General features: G+C 70.6%; 1 protein-coding gene. It reads right to left on the reverse strand.

Going from position 1 to position 2,368, the window contains the following annotated elements; translation table 11 throughout:
• Nucleotides 1-159: 159 nt before the first annotated feature.
• Entirely contained in the window at nt 160-2,091 is a 1,932-nt protein-coding gene (locus V6U90_RS33110; RefSeq protein WP_334445066.1) for a hypothetical protein, read from the reverse strand.
• Nucleotides 2,092-2,368 lie beyond the last annotated feature (277 nt).

Genomic DNA, 2,368 nt, shown 5'->3' on the forward strand with positions numbered 1-2,368 from the left:
GGCACTGCGGCGTGAGCGCGGTGGCAAGGCCCGCAAGACGCTGATCCAGCGGCTGGAGTCGGAGCTCGACCGGCGTTGACGAGGGGGACGGACGGGGACGGCTGACCGCTGGACCGGTCGACAACCGGTCCGGCAGCCGGTCCATACCAGACCGTACGGTCAGGACAGGGCGATGCGTACCTCGATCTGGCCGTCGTGCGGCACCCGCAGCGTGTGCACCCGTCGCCGGGCGTCGCGCAGATAGGTCCGGGACGTGCCGGTCACGGTGGCCGGCCGTACGCTGTCCCAACTGATCGTGATGACGGTGCCGCCGCGACGGATGGTCAAACCGTCGGTGCGGGCAGCCGCGTTGGCGCCGTAGGCGACCGGGGTGCCGTCGGCGAACGTTACGACGTCCTCCGGTTGCAGCACCAGTGGGATCTGCTCGGTCGCCGTCGAGGTGGCCCGCACCGAGCGAATCACGCTGTCCCGGGCGACGGTCAGCTCGGTGGTGATCCGCGAGTCCGGCAGACGGTAGCGCACCCGCACCGGCGCGTCACCGGGGGAGAGGAACTTCCCGTCCCACTCCCGGTCACCGACCTGGTATTCGGCGACCAGGTTGCTCCGGCCGTCCGGGTTGCCGTTGGGCAGCAGCGTCGACCAGCAGCCGGTGTCGGTCTGCTGGGCGTGCACGATGGTGCCGGCCGCCGGGTGCCAGAGGAAACCCGGCCCGCTGCGGACCGTGCTGGTCGGTCGGGTGCCGAAGAACGCTCCGAGATAGAGGCCCGGACGCCTGACGTAGAGGTAGTCCTGGTTGAACGCGGTGTCCCGGCGCACCTCGGCGAACTCCCGCAGCCGCAGGTAGGGCAGCGCCGCGATGGCCCGCTCCTTCTCGGCGCTGCACGGCAGCATCTCCCCGTACGGCGCGTGCGCGAGGATCCGGGGCGAGGTGTCCTGCTTGGCCGCTCCAGGGGCGGGACCCGGCTCGGCGGCCCAGGCGGCGCGGGCGGCGGCCCGGTCCTCCCTGGAAGTGAAGAACGCGCCGAGTTCCGGCAGGTCGGGGACGAAGACCGAGCCAAGGTTGCTGCGGTCCGGGTCGGGGATCACGTTGTCGTAGTAGGCGACGCTGGTCCGGGCGGACATGGCGTGGTAGGTGAGCCAGCCCGAGCCGTCCGGCTCGCGGAGCAGGTTGTAGCCGAACCACTCGGTGAACCGGCGGGCCATCCCCAGCACGTTCCGGTTGCCGGTGAGCAGATAGATCTCCGCCAGCTCCGGCAGCATCACCTCGAAGTTGTAGTTGAAGTCCATGCCGGTCGGGTCGTAGAAGAAGCCGGCCGGGCTCTGCCCGTGCTCGGCCAGGAAGTCGATCCGCTCGGTGAGCCGGGCGGCCAGCGCGGCGTCCGGGTGGAGCCGCAGCGCCAGGGCCGAGCCGGCCAGGCCGCCGGCGACCTGGTTGGTCCACTGGACCGGGGTACGCCAGATGCCGTTGGCCGGATTCAGCAGCCAGCCGATCCCGGCGTGCAGGGCCCGTTCGATCTCTGCCCGCCGCTGCGGCAGCGCGGCCGACTGCCGCAGGTTGGCCAGGGTCTTGGCCAGGTAACCGAGGCCGAAGCCGGTGGCCGCCAGCGAGTGCTCGTTGGGGTTGTACTCCGGCCAGGACCCGTCGTCGTGCTGGAGCCCGAGGTAGTGCCCGAGCGCCGCGTCGAGCCGCCCGGCCAGCGCCGCGTCCCCGGCGTACGGATTCCACGGCCGCTGGTTGGCGTGGAACCAGCTCAACGTGTAGACGTGCTCCTGCACCCGGGCGTTGTACGGCACGTTCGGGGAGCGCCACCAGCCGCCGCCCATGAACCCGTAGTTGTCGGTGTCCTTGATGTCGTTGGTCATCGCCGGCAGGATCGCCAGGTAAGCGGCGAACCGCTGTTCCAGCGGGGCGAACAGGGTCCGGTCCGGCGCTCCGGGCGGCAGTGGGGCCAGCAGCGGCAGGCCCGACGCGGTGGTCTCCGGCGTCTCGGCGAGCGCCCGGACCGGTACGGCGAGCAGCGCTGCTCCGCCCGCTGCGGCGGCCAGCAACGCTCGGCGGCGGAACATGGTCGAGGTCGGATCCTTGGCCATGTTGGTTCTCCTGTCGGGACGGGCAGGCGGGTCGGAGCGGAATCGGCGACTCGGACGGGGCATGGGGGGACCGACCGGCGGTCGCGGCGAGGGCGGCGTCGGGGCACGGCCACCGAAGCCATCAGTTACGAAGAGTGCGGCAGGTGTCTGGCCGATCCGAGTGCTGAGTTTGGTCCCGGGTGATCCGTCGCGTCAAGAAGCTAATACGAATTAGCCTCGGTCTTTCATTTGGGCGGCTGTTCATAGTTGCTGTTCGATGAAGACGGTTCGGGATTCG

Source organism: Micromonospora sp. CPCC 206060 (assembly GCF_036906895.1).
Classification (GTDB): Bacteria; Actinomycetota; Actinomycetes; order Mycobacteriales; family Micromonosporaceae; genus Micromonospora.

Excerpts from the sequence above, each read along its gene's own strand:
- V6U90_RS33110 (WP_334445066.1), bottom strand. The coding sequence starts at position 2,091 with ATGGCCAAGGATCCGACCTCGACCATGTTCCGCCGCCGAGCGTTGCTG.